Here is a 13,972-nt window from a genome sequence, read left to right as displayed (position 1 = left end):
GATGACTCACACCTCCTCGGTGAGCAGCGGGTAGACGCCGTTCTCGTCGTGGTCCTCCCGTCCGGTCACGGGCGGGTTGAAGACACAGATGCAGTGGAAGTCCTCCTTGACCTTGAGCGTGTGCCGCTCGTGGCCGTTCAGGAGGTACATCGTGCCCGGGGTGATGTGGTAGGTCTTCCCGGTCTCGCGGTCGGTGAGCTCGGCGTCGCCCTTGGTGCAGACGACGGCCTCGATGTGGTTCGCGTACCACATGGACGTCTCCGTACCCGCGTACAGGATCGTCTCGTGCACGGAGAAGCCGACCTTCTCCTTGGCGAGGACGATGCGCTTGCTCTCCCAGGTGCCGGACGCCGACTTCACGTGCCGGTCGGTGCCTTCGAGCTCCTTGAACGAACGGACGATCACGGTGTTGCGATGCCTCCTAGGTGAGGGTGTGCAGGGTCTCCGGCGCCCATGGCCACGCGGGCCCGGGGCGCCGGAAGCGGTGGGGTGTCAGGCGGTCTCGCGCACGGCGCGGGCGAGGGTCTTCATGCCTTCGTCCACTTCGTCGGGCGTGATGGTCAGCGCCGGCAGGAGCTTGACGACCTCGCTCTCGGGGCCGGACGTCTCGATGAGCAGCCCCAGCTCGAAGGCGCGCCGGGCCACACGGCCCGCGCGGCTCTTGTCGTGGAACTCCAGGCCCCAGACCAGGCCGCGGCCCCGGTACTCCTTGACGTCGGCCAGGTTCTCCTCGGTGATGGCGATCATGTGCTGCTCGACCTGCTCACCACGGGTGCGGGTCTGCTTCTCCATCGCCGACCCGTCGGCCCAGTACGCCTCCAGCGTGGCGGTCGCCGTCACGAAGGCCGGGTTGTTGCCGCGGAAGGTGCCGTTGTGCTCGCCCGGCTCCCAGACGTCCAGCTCCGGCTTGAACAGGCACAGCGACATGGGCAGGCCGTAGCCGCTGATCGACTTGGAGACGGTGACGATGTCCGGGGTGATGCCCGCCTCCTCGAAGGAGAAGAAGGCGCCGGTACGGCCGCAGCCCATCTGGATGTCGTCGACGATGAGCAGCATGTCCTGGCGTGCGCACAGCTCGGACAGGGCGCGCAGCCACTCGGGACGGGCGACGTTGATGCCGCCCTCGCCCTGGACGGTCTCGACGATCACGGCGGCCGGCTTGTTGAGGCCGGAGCCCTGGTCCTCGAGGAGCCGCTCGAACCAGAGGAAGTCCTCGACGGTGCCGTCGAAGTAGTTGTCGAACGGCATGGGCGTGCCGTGCACCAGCGGGATGCCGGCGCCGGCCCGCTTGAAGGCGTTGCCTGTCACCGCGAGCGAGCCCAGCGACATGCCGTGGAAGGCGTTGGTGAACGACACGATCGACTCGCGCCCCTTCACCTTCCGCGCCAGCTTCAGCGCGGACTCCACGGCGTTGGTGCCCGTCGGGCCCGGGAACATGACCTTGTACGGCAGGTCGCGCGGCCGCAGCACGAGGTCCTGGAACGTCTCCAGGAAGCGGCGCTTGGCGGTGGTCGACATGTCGAGCCCGTGCGTGACGCCGTCCCGCTCCAGGTAGTCGATCAGCGCACGTTTCAGCACGGGGTTGTTGTGCCCGTAGTTGAGCGAGCCGGCGCCGGCGAAGAAGTCGAGGTACTCGTGGCCGTCCTCGTCGTACATGCGGCTGCCGTGCGCACGGTCGAAGACGGTGGGCCAGCCGCGGCAGTAGCTGCGCACCTCGGATTCGACCGTTTCGAAAACGCTGAGGTCGGGCTGGGTGATGGTCACGACGAATCGCTCCTCGTGGGGTGAGGGTGGGAGAGGAAGGTCGTACGGATCCGGGGACCGGTGCGGTCTCTGCCGGGAAGTGTGAGGGGGCCGGGGTGCCGGGTCGCCCGGGAGCGGGGCGGTCAGCCGCGGGCCGCGGCGGGGAGGGGACCGATGCGGTACAGCACCTCGGGCTCGTGCGGTCCGTCGGGGAAGAGGTCCGTCTCGAACAGCACCTCGCGCTCAAGCCGGGCTCCGTGCCGTTCGGCGAACGAGGTGAACAGCCGCTGGGAGGCGGTGTTGTCGGGGGAGATGGTGGTCTCCATCGTCACCGTCCCGCACTCCGCGGAAGTCCGGGCGGCCAGCTCGTCGAGCAGTGAAGCCGCGAGCTTTCGTCCACGGTAAGCCTCGTCCACGGCGACCTGCCACACGAGCAGCGTGTCGGGCCGGTCCGGCCGCAGGTAGCCGGTGACGAAGCCGACCGGCACTCCGTGCCCGTCGCGGGCAACGGCAGAGGTGGCCGCGAAGTCGCGGCACCAGAGCAGATAGCTGTAGGACGAGTTCACGTCGAGGACCTTGGAATCCTTCGCTATCCGCCACAGGGCGGCTCCGTCGGCCACTTCCGGGCGATCGATTCGCAGGTCTGCTTGCACGGCGGTCATGCAAATTGAATTTACCCAGTGGCTTTAAAAAATGCATCGCCGGATGGGGTTACGTGTGGACGCCTCGTGTGTTATCGCGCGGGCGCGTGCTTCCGCGCGAAACGGCGGCGATTTGGTAGTAAATGACCGGTGTATAAGCCGCAAAACGGTCAGCATGTGCAACGGGTCACAATCATGTAACCCGTCGGCGCGTGTCCGGCTGCCGGTGTTCGACGGTCAGGAAATCAGGGGGTTTAGGGTCGCGAAAACCGGGCAGGAGAATGGCGGAGGCTCATCGTTTGTAATTACCGAATTTACTTTCCGTGAGCTTCGGTAATTACGCGAATTCATGCTCCCGTAAAACCGGCGGCGGACGGCCGGTCCCAGGCGGCCTCGACGGCGCGAAGGGCCGCCTCCGGATCGGTCGCCAGGCCCTTCCCGGCCAGCGCGGCACCCAGTGCCGCCAGACAGCCCCGCACGGCCTCGCGCGTCGCGTCCGGCCCGTAGTGGTTGACCCGGATCATCTCCGCGGCCAGGGCGCCGCCGCCCGCGGCCAGCGGCAGCGCCGGGTCGGATTCCAGCGCCCGGGCCACCAGCTCCGAGGCGTCCAGGTCCGGGGGCACCCGGAGGGTCGTCGCCACCGGCGCCGCCTCGCGGGCCTCGTGCACGTAGGGCTCCAGGCCGCCGCCGAGCGCGAGCGCCCCGGCCCGGGTGGCCGCCGCCGCCGAGGTGTGCCGCGCCATCACCGCCGGCAGGCCGTCCGCCTCGATGCGCTCGAGGCACGCCTCCAGCGCCAGCATCTCCAGCTGCGCCGGCGCGTGCAGCAGCGCCGTGCGGCCGCCGTCGATCCAGCGTTCCTTCCAGTCCAGCAGGGAGAGGTAGGACCGGCGCGGCGCCCCGGGGTTGGCCGCCATCCGCGCCCACGCCCGCTCGCTCACCGACACCGCCGACACCCCGGCCGGACCGCCCATCGCCTTCTGCGCGCCGATGACGCACAGGTCCACGCCCCACGCGTCCGGCAGCACCGGTTCGGCACCCACCGAGGCCACCGCGTCCAGGTAGAACAGCGCGCCCCGGGCCCTGACCACCTCGCCGATCTCCGCGACCGGGTTGGTGTTGCCGGTCGCCGCCTCCGCGTGCACCAGGGACACGAAGTCGATCTCCGGGTGCTCGGCGAAGGCCTGCCGGACCAGGTCGGCCGTGACGGCGGTGTGGAACGGCACGGCGAGGTCGTGCACGGTCGCGCCGCAGTCCCGCAGCCAGTTGCCGAACGTCTGCCCGTACGGCCCGGTGACGATGTTCAGCGCGACGGTGTCCGGCCCGGCACAGCCGCGGATCGCGCCCTCCAGCGGCAGCAGCGCCTCGCCCTGCGTGATCACGACGTCCTGCCGCGTGCCGAGCAGGCGCGCCACCCGGTCCTCGATCGCGGCGAAACGGGCGGCGCTCAGCGGGGCGAGGTCCAGGAAGGGGTGGGTCACGGCGGTGCTCTCTTCACTCACGGTCAGGTGTACGACGCGTACGGAGTCGAGAGTAACCGCGGGCCCCGCCATCACTCGCGGGGGAGCCCGTCCGTTGCGACACCCCCACGCCCGGAATCGTGGCTTCCGCCATAGCGGCGGTGATCGCCGGGGTGATGGACTCGGCCCCGTGATCCTCCTCCTGCTCGTCCTCGTCGCCGTGGTGACGGCCGTCGTCCTCGGGCGGGGCGCCGGCACCTACCCCCGCCGGCCCGCCCCGCGGACGGGCGCCCCGGGCGTCCCCGCGCCGCCCCGGCCGGGCGCGCCCCTGCGCGTCGTCGCCGCGGCCGCCGGCGGGGCCGCCGCCCTGCTGTACCTCTGGGGCCTGGTGTGCGTGGGTTTCGCGGCCATGGAGGCGGAGGACGGCGGAACGGGTTCCGCGCCGCTGCGACCGTGCCGTACCGGCGTGTCCCCGGAGCTGTCCGGGCGGATCGTCGACTACTCCGTCTCCTACCTGCCCCTCGGCTTCCGCTGCGAGACCGCCGACGGCGACGGCTACGCGTCCGCGGACGTCCCCGGCTACGTCAATCCCGGCGCGGCCGCCCTCGCCCTCACCGCCGGCGCGAGCGCCGTCGCGGCCGGATACGCGACCGAGCGGCGAGCCCGCGCCGGACGGCAACCGGTGACGGGGCACTCGAACGGCCCCGGCGGCCCCGTCTAAGGTGCGGGGCATGAGCGATCGCGCGGTGCTGCACGTGAAGGGCCGGGTTCTCGTCGGGCCGGAGGAGGTCCGCGACGAACTGTGGGTCGTCGACGGCCGGATCTCGTACGACCGTCCCGCCGGGGCCGGCGACGTCCGCACCGTCGAGGGCTGGGCGCTGCCCGGTCTGGTCGACGCGCACTGCCACGTCGGCCTCGACCAGCACGGCGCCGTGCCGGGGGACGTCGCCGAGAAGCAGGCGCTGACCGACCGGGACGCGGGCACCCTCCTGATCCGCGACGCGGGCTCGCCCTCCGACACCCGCTGGATCGACGACCGCGAGGACCTCCCGAAGATCATCCGTGCGGGCCGGCACATCGCCCGCACCCGCCGCTACATCCGCAACTACGCCTGGGAGGTGGAGCCGGAGGACCTGGTCGCCTTCGTCGCCCAGGAGGCCCGGCGCGGCGACGGCTGGGTGAAGCTGGTCGGCGACTGGATCGACCGCGACCTCGGTGACCTGTCCGCCTGCTGGCCGCGCGGTGCCGTCGAGGCGGCGATCGCCGAGGCCCACCGCCTGGGCGCCCGCGTCACCGCGCACTGCTTCGCCGAGGACTCGCTGCGCGACCTGGTCGAGGCCGGCATCGACTGCGTGGAGCACGCGACCGGCCTGACCGACGACACGATCCCCCTCTTCGCCGAGCGGGGCGTCGCCATCGTGCCCACCCTGGTCAACATCGCCACCTTCCCGGCGCTGGCCGACGGCGGCCAGGGCAGGTTCCCACGCTGGTCGGACCACATGCGCCGGCTCCACGCCCGCCGGTACGACACCGTCCGCAACGCCTTCGACGCCGGCATCCCGGTCTTCGTCGGCACCGACGCGGGCGGCTCCCTGGCCCACGGCCTGGCGGGGGCGGAGGTCGCCGAGCTGGTCACCGCCGGCATCCCGCCCGTCGAGGCCCTCGCCGCGACGACCTGGGCCGCCCGGAGCTGGCTCGGCCGTCCCGGCCTCGACGAGGGCGCGCCGGCCGACCTGGTGGTGTACGAGCAGGACCCGCGCGCGGACGTGCGCGTGCTCGGCGCTCCGCGCCGGGTGGTGCTGAACGGGCGGGTCGTCGGCTAGCCGGCCCGGGTGACGCCGGGGAACACACATACCGGCGGAATCGAAAAGGCACGCGGAAACCCCACGAAGGGGTGAAGTGCCCTGGGATCGCTGACCGTTGGGGCCGGGCGGGGACATCCTTTGCGGGTCCCGAGCACGTCGCTCATGCGTGTCCCGCACGCATGTCTCCCTGGGGGTCCCTCCACCTTGAACGGCAACGCCTTCCGCATGCCCGCCCGCCGCCTCGTCACCGTCACGGCGGCCACGGCCCTGGCCGCCGGTCCCGCGGTCCTGGCCGGCGCGGGCACCGCCCACGCGACCGGCGACCACGGCCGCGCGAGCGCCTCCGTCCTGCGCACCGACCTGGACGTGTCCCTGCTCAACAGGACCGTGAACGTCCCGCTCACGGTCACCCTCGACGAAGTGCAGGCACCCGAGAGCGCCCGGAAGACGGCGCTGACCGCCCGGCTCGACGGCGTCGACGGCGGCGAACCCTTCAGCGTCCTGCGCGCCGACGTGGCCGACGCCAGGGCCACGACCACCGCGGACAAGGCGGAGGGACACACCGGCCTGGCCCGGGCCAGGGTCCACGTCCCCGGACTGCCGCTGCTGTCGGTCGTCGAGATCGAGCAGGTCACCTCCACGGCCACCTGCGAGGCGGGGAAGAAGCCCGTCGCCTCCTCGAACCTGCTGGGCGCGGTCACGGTCCTCGGCAGGAAGGTCACCCTGACCACCGGCGGTACGACGGACGTGAAGGTGCCCGGCGTCGGCGAGGTGCGGCTCGACCTGTCGAGGACGGAGACCACCTCGCGCACGGCCGCCGCCACCGCGCTCGAACTCGCGGTGCACGTCGACCCGCTCGACCTGGGCGTGGCCGAGGTCGACGGCACCCTGACCCTGGCGAGCGCCACCTGCGAGGCCCCGGCGGCCCCGGCGGCCGAGGACGAGCAGCCGCCCGCCGGGCCGGCCGCGGACGTGAAGCCCCAGGGTGCCCCCGCCGAGGCCGACCTGGCCGAGACCGGCGGCGGCTCGGCCACCCCGTACCTCGCGGCCGGCGCCGCCGCGCTCGTCCTGGCGGGCGGCGGAGCCCTGCTCCTCGCCCGCCGCAGGCGCGGCTGACCATGGAGCGGACGGCGACGGGCGCCGGGCGGCGCGCGGCAGAGGCGGAGCCCGGCGGGCCGGCCTCCGGCTCAGGCGGCCGGGGGCGTCAGCGCGTGCTCCAGGGCCGACAGGAAGCCGTCCGTCGTGGTCCGGTCCCGCACCGCGAGGCGCAGCCACTCCCCGCCGAGCCCCGGGAACGTGTCCCCGCGCCGGACCGCGTACCCGAGGTCGCGCAGCCGGTGCCGCACGGTCGCGGCGTCCGGCAGCCCGACGAGGACGAACGGCCCCTCGGCGGGCCCGGTGACCCGGACCCCGGCCGGGGCGAACCGCCCCAGCCCGGCGACGAGATGAGCCCGGTCGGCCGCGGTGCGGTGGGCGGCGTGAGCCGCCTCCGCCAGCGCGCGCGGCGCCACGCATGCCTCCGCCGCCGCCAGCGCGGGCGTGGACACGGGCCACAGCGGCTGGGCGCGCTCGAGGTCCGCGACCGTCTCCGGGTCCGCCAGCACGTACCCGACGCGCAGGCCGGCCAGACCCCATGTCTTGGTGAGGCTGCGCAGGACGACCAGCCCGGGCACGTCCGTCCGCCCGGCCAGCGCCTCCCGTTCACCCGGCACCGCGTCCATGAACGCCTCGTCCACGACCAGCGTCCGCCCGGGACGGGCGAGTTCCGCGACCGTGTCCGCCGGGTGCAGCACCGACGTCGGGTTCGTCGGGTTGCCGACCACCACCAGGTCGGCGTCCTCCGGGACGGCCGCCGGGTCCAGCCGGAAGCCGTCCGCCTCCCGCAGCAGCACCCGGCCGACCGTGTGCCCCGCGTCCCGCAACGCCGCCTCCGGCTCCGTGAACTGGGGGTGCACGACCACCGGCCGGCGCACCTTCAGCGCCCGCGCCAGCAGCACGAACGCCTCCGCCGCGCCCGCCGTCAGCAGCACCCGCTCCACCGGCAGCCCGTGCCGTGCCGCCACCGCCGCCCGCGCGGCCCGCCCGTCCGGGTAGGCCGCGAGGGAGCCGAGCGAGCCGGCCACGTGCTCCCGCAGCCACGCCGGGGGCGTGTCCGCGCGGACGTTCACCGCGAGGTCCACCAGCGCCGAACCGTCGTCGCGGACCTCCGCGTCCCCGTGGTGCCGCAGGTCGGGACCGCCGGGGTCAGTGTGCATGGGAGTGTGCGTGTCCATGCCCGTGATGGTGCCCGTGGTGGTGATCGCCGTCGTCGTCGGGGTGGAAGTGCGGCTGCTGGGGCAGCCCCACCTTGTCCTCGAAACCGGGCAGCGCGATCCGGTACACGCAACTGTCGCAGTTCATCCGCAGGTCGCCCCGCACCGCCTCCTCGTACCGCTCCCACACCAGGTCGAGCAGCTCCGGCTCGGGCCCGATGACGTCGGCCGACAGCACCTCGGTCTCCGGGTGCGCGGCGGCCCACTCCTCGGTCTGGTGCCGGACCCGGTCCGGGAGGATGCCGGTGAACAGGAAGTACGGCAGGACCACGACCCGTCCGGCGCCCAGCCGCGCGCACCGGTCCAGGCCGCCCGGCACGTCCGGCCGGGCCAGCGACACGAACGCGGTCTCCACGCCCGCGTAGCCGCGGCCCTCCCACAGCAGCCGCGCCGCCTTGAACACCTCGGCGTTGGCGTCCGGGTCCGTCGAACCCCGCCCCACCAGCAGCACGGTCACCTCGGACGGGTCCCAGGAGGGGTCGATCGCCTCGGCCAGCCGTCGCTCCAGCACCCGCAGCAGCGACGGGTGCGGGCCCAGCGGACGCCCGTACGTGTACGAGATGCCGGGGTGGCGCTCCTTCTCGCGGGACAGCGCCGCCGGGATGTCGCCCTTGGCGTGCCCGGCGGACACCAGCATCAGCGGCACCGCGGCGAACCGGCGCACGCCGCGCTCGACCAGTTCGGCGACCGCCTCGCCCAGCGGCGGCGGGGACAGCTCGATGAAGCCGCCCGCGACGGGCAGTTCGGGGTGGCGGCGGCCCAGTTCACGCACGAAGTCGCGGAACGCCTCGGCTCCGGCCTCGTCCCGGGTGCCGTGGCCGGCGATGAGCAGGGCGGGCGGGGTGGTCACAGGGTCTCCTCGGATTCCTTCGGCGCCTCGGGCGAGGCGGGGTGGTACAGCAGGGCGTTGAGCGCGGCGGCGGCGACCGCCGACCCGCCCTTCTCGGACACGTTGCTCACGGCGGGCAGCCCGCTCTCGCGCAGCGCGGCCTTGGACTCGACCGCCCCGACGAAGCCGACGGGCAGCCCGACGACGAGCGCGGGGGAGGCGTCGAGGGTGAGCAGCTCCTCCAGCGCGGTCGGCGCGTTGCCGATCACCCAGAGGGCACCGGGCCCGACCTGTTCGTACGCCAGCCGCATGCCGTGCGCGGAGCGGGTCACCCCCGGGCCGGCGACGGCGTCCCGCAGCCGGCAGACGGTCTCCCGCCGCGTGATGCCCGCGCCGACCATCTCGACGTCCACGACGACGGGCGCCCCGGCGTGCAGCGCCGCATGCGCCTTCTCCAGCTCGCCCTCGTCCATGACGAGGTCGGTCGCGTACTCCAGGTCGGCGGCGGAGTGGACGACCCGCTCCACCACCGCCCGGGTCAGCGGCGGGAAGTGCGAGGTGTCCAGACGGGCGCGCAGCCGCCGGTAGGACTCCTCCTCGATGGGATGGACGACGCGCTTCACTTCGGCTCCTCCTGCCAGCGGTAGCCGCGCGGGGTCACCATGCGCCCGGCGATCTCCCGGGTCGCGGTGTTGCCCACCGTCACGACCGTCATCATGTCGACCGTCGCCGGGTCGAGGTCCGCCAGCGTGGTGAGCCGGCTCGACTCGTCGGCCCGCGACGCGTTGCGCACGATCCCCACCGGCGTCCGGGGCGTCCGGTGCTCCGCGAGGACCGCCAGCGCCTTCGGCAGTTGCCAGTCGCGGCCCCGGCTGCGCGGGTTGTAGAAGGTCACGACGAGGTCCGCCTCGGCCGCCGCCCGCACCCGCCGCTCGATGACCTCCCACGGCGTGTGCAGGTCGGACAGGCTGATCGACACGTGGTCGTGGCCCAGCGGCGCGCCCAGGATCGCCCCGGCGGCCAGCGCCGCCGTCACGCCCGGCACCCCGACCACGTCGATGTCGTCGGACGCCTCGGCCAGCGCCGGCGACGCCATGGCGTACACGCCCGCGTCGCCGCTGCCGATGAGCGCCACCGCCTGCCCGCGCCGGGCCTCGGCCACGGCCGTCCGCGCCCGCTCCTCCTCCGCCCCGAGCCCCGACTCCATCACCCGGGTGCCGGGCCGCAGCAGGTCGCGGATCTGGTCGACGTACTGGTCCAGCCCGACCAGCACGGAGGCCCGCCGCAGCTCCGCCAGCGCACGCGGCGTCAGCAGGTCCCGGGCGCCCGGCCCGAGTCCGACCACCGCGAGCCGCCCGCGCCCCGGCCGCCGTACGACGGCACAGGTCGCCATGGCGGGAACGGCCGCCGACTTCCGCTTGGGCACGAGGAGTTCGCCCCCGCCGGCCAGCGCCGCCGCCTCCGCGACCGACGGGGTGCCGACCGCGACGAGCGGCGCGTCGGAGGGGTTGGGCACCTCGATGCCCGCGAGCTCCCCGGCGGGGTACGTCACCAGCGGCACGCCCAGCCGCCCGGCCGCCTCGACGATGCCGGGCTCCCCGCCCTTGGCGTCCACGGTGGCCAGCTCCGCGACCGACGCCGGCGACAGCCCGGCGTCCCGCAGGGCCGACTCCACCAGCCCGAGCACCTCCTCGACCGGCGCACCCTTCGACGCCCCGACGCCGACGACCAGGGTCGGCGGACGCAGCACGGCCTCACGCCCGGCCGGCTCCACCAGACGGTCCGTCACCCGGACCGCGTACGCACCCTCCCCGGCGAGCGGCAGCGGCGGCAGCGGCCAGGCCACCTCGGCCCGCAGCGCCACCGGCTCGCCGTCCAGCAGGGCCCGCGAGACCCCGGCTACGTCGCCCTCGACCGGCAGGCCCAGCGTGTCCAGGCCCGGCAGGCCCACGGCGTCCGTCGCCGTCGTCACCACCGGCTCGGCGCCCAGCACCCCGCACACCGCGCGGGCGAGTTCGTTGGCGCCGCCGCCGTGCCCGCCGACCAGCGACACGGCGAACCGCCCGCCCTCGTCGACGCACACCACACCCGGGTCGGTCCGCTTGTCGTCCAGCAGCGGGGCCACGAGGCGGACCACGGCCCCCGTGGCCAGGAAGCACACGAGCTGCTCGCACTCGGCGAACGCGGCCCGCACGGCGTCCGCGACGGGACCCCCGTACACGCGCGTGCGGTCCGGCCACGCCCCGGCCAGCCGGTCCCGTGCCGCAGCCCCCGCCGCGGTGGCGGAAATGAGGCCGATCACTGGGCCCCTCCTTCTTCGGTACGGCTGCCGGGCCTGACGCCCCACAGCAGGAAAACGGGATTGGTCGCCGCCAGCCGCGTCACGTCGCCCGGCAGCGGAGCGAGCCGGGACGACTGCAGCAGCACCCCGTCGCACTCCAGCCCGGTGCCGAGCAGCGCCTCGCGGGCCGCCGGCACCCGGTCCAGCGCGGCCATCGCGACCACCACGGCCCGCCGGGCGCGCCGCGCACAGGCCGAGACGATCGCCGGCAGGTCGCGTCCGCCGCCGCCGACGAACACGGCGTCCGGGTCGGCGAGGCCCGACAGCACCCCGGGCGCGGCGCCGCGCACCACCCGGACGTCGACGCCGTGCGCCGCGGCGTTGGCGCGTACGCGCTCGGCACCGTCCGGCGTCCTCTCCACGGCGGTGACGGCGGCACCGAGCCGCGCGCACTCCACGGCCACGGACCCCGAGCCCGCGCCGACGTCCCACACCAGGTCGCCGGGGCGCGGACCGAGACGGGCCAGGGCCAGCGCCCGCACCTCGAACTTGGTGATCATCGAGTCCCGGTGGGCGAACGCGGCCTCGTCCAGCGCCCACCCGGCGGGCCCCGGCCGCGGCCCGGCCACCGAGCGCACCGGGCCCAGTGCCCGCGCCTCGTCCAGGCACAGCACCACGCTCACCGCCGCACCCCAGTCCCGCGCGGCGGCCTCGGCGGGCGTCACCCGCTCCACCCGCTCCCCGGTGGACCCGAGCGCGGAGGCGACGACCAGCACCCGGGAGTCGCCCACGAGCGCGGCCCCCAGCTCCGCCGGTCCCGCGCCCGGCCCCGTCAGCACGGCCACCTTCGGGTGGGCGCGGCACAGGTTCACCGCCGTCCGCAGGTCCCGCCCGTGCGCGCTGGCCACCACGGCGTCGTCCCACGGCAGCCCGGCCCGAGCGAACGCGGCGGCGACGGACGACACTCCGGGCCGTACGTCGAGCAGCTCCGGCCCGAACCGCTCGGCCAGCGCCCGCACGATCCCGAAGAACCCCGGGTCGCCGGAGGCCAGCACGAGCACCGGCCGCTCCTTCGCCACGTACTCCGCGACCGTGTCCAGGGCCGGTGCCAGCGCCCCGAGGACGATCCGCCCGGCCCCTTCGGGCAGCCGTACAGCGTCCAGGTGGCGCCGCCCGCCGACGACCAGTGCCGCCCCGTCGGCCACGTCCTCGGGCAGCGGGGCACCGGTCCCCGCCCCGACCACCGTGATCACGTGCTCGCACCCCGCGCGCGCAGCTCCCTGCGGGCCTCGGGGTCGGCCCTGCGGTAGCCGTGGAAGTGCCCCGGGTGGTACAGGTGCGACCGGGTGCCGTGCGCGTCGAGCGCCGGACCGACCAGGAACAGGGTGTGCTTCCAGAGCTTGTGCTCCTTGACGGTCTCCTCCAGCGTGCCGATCGTGCACTTCACGACCAGTTCCTCCGGCCAGGTCGCCTGGTAGGCGACGACGACCGGCGTCTCGGTCGGGTAGCCGCCCTCCAGCAGCTCCCGCACCAGCTGTCCGCTGCGCGCCGCCGACAGGAACACCGCCATGGTCGTGCCGTGCTTCGCGAACTCCCGGACCTCCTCCCCGGGCGGCATCGGCGTCTTGCCGCCGCCGAGCCGGGTGAGGACGACGGACTGCGCGACCTCCGGGATGGTCAGCTCCCGCCGCGCGAGCGCCGCGACCGCCGAGAAGGCGGAGACGCCCGGCACGACCTCGGTCGCGATGCCGATCTCCGCGCACCGGTCGAGCTGCTCCTGCGTACCGCCCCACAGGGCCGGGTCGCCGGAGTGGATGCGGGCCACGCGCAGCCCTTCCCCGAGGGCCCGCCGGTACACGGCGACGACGTCCTCCAGCGACATCGTCGCCGAGTCCAGGACCTCGGCGTCCTCGCGCGCGTGCTGGAGGACCTCCGCCTGGACCAGGCTCGCCGCCCAGATCACGACGTCGGCCTCGGCGATGGCGCGGGCGGCGCGGAACGTCAGCAGATCGGCGGCGCCGGGACCGGCACCGACGAAGGTCACCTTGCCGGTACCGGTACCGGCGGTGGGAGCCATGGGGTCCATGGGAATCGGTCCTCTCCTGCGCATATTTACTGCGGTTGCTGCTGTCGGACGCGCGTGAGCGCGGGGTGATCGGATACCAAGGGCCCATGGCGGTCCTCGTCGCGCTCGGCGCGTTCCTGATGACGCTGGCCGGGGGCTGGACGGCACAGCGCGTGACCGACCGGCGCCACCTGGTCCTGGGCCTGGCCGGCGGCCTGATGCTGGGCGTGGTCGGACTCGACCTGCTGCCGGAGGCGCTTCGGGCGGCGGGCCGGGAGGTGTTCGGCGTGCCGGCGGCACTGCTGCTGTTCGTCGCCGGATTCCTGCTCGCCCACCTGGTGGAGCGCCTGCTGGCCGCCCGCCGCGCCGCGCACGGCGCCGAGGAGCACGGCCACCGCACGCCCGAGGTGGGCCTGACGGCCGCCGCCGCGATGGTGGGGCACAGCGCGATGGACGGCGTGGCGATCGGTGCCGCGTTCCAGGTCGGCGGCGGGATGGGCACGGCGGTCGCGCTGGCCGTGATCGCCCACGACTTCGCGGACGGCTTCAACACCTACACGCTCACGAATCTGTACGGCAACGCCCGCCGCCGGGCCGTCGCCATGCTCGTCGCCGACGCCGTGGCCCCGGTCGCCGGCGCGGCCTCCACGCTCTTCCTCACGATCCCGCAGGGCGTGCTGGGCGCCTATCTGGGTCTCTTCGGCGGCGTACTGCTCTATCTCGCAGCCGCCGAGATCCTGCCCGAGGCCCACCACGAGCACCCCGCCCGGTCGACCCTGCTGTGCACGGTCGCGGGCGCCGCGTTCATCTGGCTGGTGGTGGGCCTCGCCGAGTGACGT

At 74.4% G+C, this 13,972-nt stretch carries 14 protein-coding genes; 4 read left to right on the top strand and 10 right to left on the bottom strand.

Annotated elements, in window-relative coordinates; all coding sequences use genetic code 11:
• Positions 1-6 precede the first annotated feature (6 nt).
• The 4 genes from AC0VYN_RS26030 to AC0VYN_RS26015 all read right to left on the bottom strand — a co-directional run bounded on the left by AC0VYN_RS26030 (position 7) and on the right by AC0VYN_RS26015 (position 3,883).
• Complete coding sequence (locus tag AC0VYN_RS26030) at positions 7-405, bottom strand: ectoine synthase (protein WP_385468713.1); 399 nt, start codon at positions 403-405, stop codon at positions 7-9.
• Between the two features lie 87 nt (positions 406-492).
• A complete protein-coding gene (ectB, locus tag AC0VYN_RS26025; protein ID WP_475532917.1) occupies positions 493-1,764 on the bottom strand; it encodes a diaminobutyrate--2-oxoglutarate transaminase in 1,272 nt (423 codons plus the stop codon).
• A 122-nt stretch (positions 1,765-1,886) separates the two neighbouring features.
• Positions 1,887-2,405 carry a diaminobutyrate acetyltransferase gene (gene ectA / locus AC0VYN_RS26020; RefSeq protein ID WP_385468719.1) on the bottom strand — a complete coding sequence of 173 codons (519 nt, stop codon included), beginning with the start codon at positions 2,403-2,405 and terminating at the stop codon, positions 1,887-1,889.
• 326 nt (positions 2,406-2,731) lie between these two features.
• On the bottom strand, positions 2,732-3,883 hold the full coding sequence (locus AC0VYN_RS26015) for a pyridoxal-phosphate-dependent aminotransferase family protein (protein WP_475532916.1): 1,152 nt from the start codon (positions 3,881-3,883) through the stop codon (positions 2,732-2,734).
• A gap of 148 nt (positions 3,884-4,031) precedes the next feature.
• On the opposite strand from AC0VYN_RS26015, the gene AC0VYN_RS26010 reads away from it, so the two are divergent.
• The 3 genes from AC0VYN_RS26010 to AC0VYN_RS26000 all read left to right on the top strand — a co-directional run bounded on the left by AC0VYN_RS26010 (position 4,032) and on the right by AC0VYN_RS26000 (position 6,762).
• A complete protein-coding gene (locus AC0VYN_RS26010; RefSeq protein ID WP_475532915.1) occupies positions 4,032-4,562 on the top strand; it encodes a hypothetical protein in 531 nt (176 codons plus the stop codon).
• 10 nt (positions 4,563-4,572) lie between these two features.
• Complete coding sequence (locus tag AC0VYN_RS26005) at positions 4,573-5,664, top strand: amidohydrolase family protein (protein WP_475532914.1); 1,092 nt, start codon at positions 4,573-4,575, stop codon at positions 5,662-5,664.
• Between the two features lie 186 nt (positions 5,665-5,850).
• On the top strand, positions 5,851-6,762 hold the full coding sequence (locus tag AC0VYN_RS26000; protein WP_475532913.1) for an SCO1860 family LAETG-anchored protein: 912 nt from the start codon (positions 5,851-5,853) through the stop codon (positions 6,760-6,762).
• Between the two features lie 71 nt (positions 6,763-6,833).
• Here the strand turns inward: AC0VYN_RS26000 and cobC are convergent, their stop codons facing one another.
• The 6 genes from cobC to cobM are packed head-to-tail and all read right to left on the bottom strand — an operon-like array spanning position 6,834 to position 13,145.
• The gene (gene cobC / locus AC0VYN_RS25995; protein WP_475532912.1) at positions 6,834-7,919 is read right to left on the bottom strand and encodes an Rv2231c family pyridoxal phosphate-dependent protein CobC; all 1,086 of its coding nucleotides are present in this window, start codon (positions 7,917-7,919) and stop codon (positions 6,834-6,836) included.
• Positions 7,891-8,808: a sirohydrochlorin chelatase gene (locus AC0VYN_RS25990; protein WP_475532911.1), complete on the bottom strand. Its 918-nt coding sequence runs from the start codon at positions 8,806-8,808 to the stop codon at positions 7,891-7,893. The genes cobC and AC0VYN_RS25990 overlap by 29 nt, the downstream gene beginning before the upstream one ends.
• A complete protein-coding gene (locus AC0VYN_RS25985; protein WP_475532910.1) occupies positions 8,805-9,410 on the bottom strand; it encodes a precorrin-8X methylmutase in 606 nt (201 codons plus the stop codon). The genes AC0VYN_RS25990 and AC0VYN_RS25985 overlap by 4 nt, the downstream gene beginning before the upstream one ends.
• Positions 9,407-11,089 carry a precorrin-3B C(17)-methyltransferase gene (gene cobJ, locus AC0VYN_RS25980; protein WP_475532909.1) on the bottom strand — a complete coding sequence of 561 codons (1,683 nt, stop codon included), beginning with the start codon at positions 11,087-11,089 and terminating at the stop codon, positions 9,407-9,409. The genes AC0VYN_RS25985 and cobJ overlap by 4 nt, the downstream gene beginning before the upstream one ends.
• Positions 11,086-12,321, bottom strand: coding sequence for a precorrin-6y C5,15-methyltransferase (decarboxylating) subunit CbiE (gene cbiE / locus AC0VYN_RS25975; protein ID WP_475532908.1), 1,236 nt, complete (start codon positions 12,319-12,321; stop codon positions 11,086-11,088). The genes cobJ and cbiE overlap by 4 nt, the downstream gene beginning before the upstream one ends.
• Complete coding sequence (cobM, locus tag AC0VYN_RS25970; RefSeq protein ID WP_475532907.1) at positions 12,318-13,145, bottom strand: precorrin-4 C(11)-methyltransferase; 828 nt, start codon at positions 13,143-13,145, stop codon at positions 12,318-12,320. The genes cbiE and cobM overlap by 4 nt, the downstream gene beginning before the upstream one ends.
• A 95-nt stretch (positions 13,146-13,240) precedes the next feature.
• On the opposite strand from cobM, the gene AC0VYN_RS25965 reads away from it, so the two are divergent.
• Complete coding sequence (locus AC0VYN_RS25965) at positions 13,241-13,969, top strand: ZIP family metal transporter (protein ID WP_475532906.1); 729 nt, start codon at positions 13,241-13,243, stop codon at positions 13,967-13,969.
• The last annotated feature ends 3 nt before the right edge of the window (positions 13,970-13,972 follow it).

It is taken from the genome of Streptomyces sp. 63XJN7_1_ISO-PGPR-S23-121, from assembly GCF_056173025.1.
The sequence above is the reverse complement of the archived record's forward strand: the minus strand, read 5'-3'. Positions and strand labels throughout refer to the sequence as shown.

What these genes read in the sequence shown, in the direction of transcription:
- cobM (WP_475532907.1), bottom strand. Translation starts at nt 13,145, where the DNA reads ATGGCTCCCACCGCCGGTACCGGTACCGGCAAGGTGACCTTCGTCGGT.
- cobC (WP_475532912.1), bottom strand. Translation starts at nt 7,919, where the DNA reads ATGGACACGCACACTCCCATGCACACTGACCCCGGCGGTCCCGACCTG.
- ectA (WP_385468719.1), bottom strand. Translation starts at nt 2,405, where the DNA reads ATGACCGCCGTGCAAGCAGACCTGCGAATCGATCGCCCGGAAGTGGCC.
- AC0VYN_RS25965 (WP_475532906.1), top strand. Translation starts at nt 13,241, where the DNA reads ATGGCGGTCCTCGTCGCGCTCGGCGCGTTCCTGATGACGCTGGCCGGG.
- AC0VYN_RS26005 (WP_475532914.1), top strand. Translation starts at nt 4,573, where the DNA reads ATGAGCGATCGCGCGGTGCTGCACGTGAAGGGCCGGGTTCTCGTCGGG.